At 78.5% G+C, this 563-nt stretch carries 1 protein-coding gene; it reads right to left on the minus strand.

All coding sequences use genetic code 11. The features are described 5' to 3' along the window. On the minus strand, nucleotides 1-563 hold a 563-nt coding region (ribD, locus tag ACYVE9_RS30370; protein WP_461031063.1), incomplete at both ends, for a bifunctional diaminohydroxyphosphoribosylaminopyrimidine deaminase/5-amino-6-(5-phosphoribosylamino)uracil reductase RibD.

Here is a 563-nt window from a genome sequence, read left to right on the forward strand (position 1 = left end):
GGCCGCGGCCCGGCTGGACGGCCGGGAACCGAGACCGGCGGACACACGAGGCACGACGCGCAGCGGCTGCCGGACGCCGGGGGCACCGCGGACGGCGAGGTGCGGGTTGTCGGTGCGGGCGGTGCCCGACCCGACGAGCACGGCGTCGGACTCGGCTCGGAGCCGGTGCACGTCGGCGCGGGCCTCGGTGGAGGTGATCCAGCGGCTGGTGCCGTCGGCGGCGGCGGTCCGGCCGTCCAGGGTGGCGGCGAACTTCCAGTGCACGTGCGGCCGGCCGTGGCGGACCGAGGTCAGCCAGGCGGCGTTGCCCGCGGCCGCCTCGTCGGCGAGCAGTCCGCACTCCACCTCGACACCGGCGGCGGCCAGTGCCTCGGCGCCGCCCGCGGCGAGCCGGTTCGGGTCGGCGACGGCGTAGACGACGCGGGTGATGCCGGCGCTCAGCAGCGCCTCGGTGCAGGGCCCGGTGCGTCCGGTGTGGTGGCAGGGTTCCAGGGTGACGACGGCGGTGCCGCCGCGGGCGTCGTCGCCGGCTTCGGCGAGCGCGTGGATCTCGGCGTGCGGGC

This window comes from Streptomyces sparsus (genome assembly GCF_054776295.1).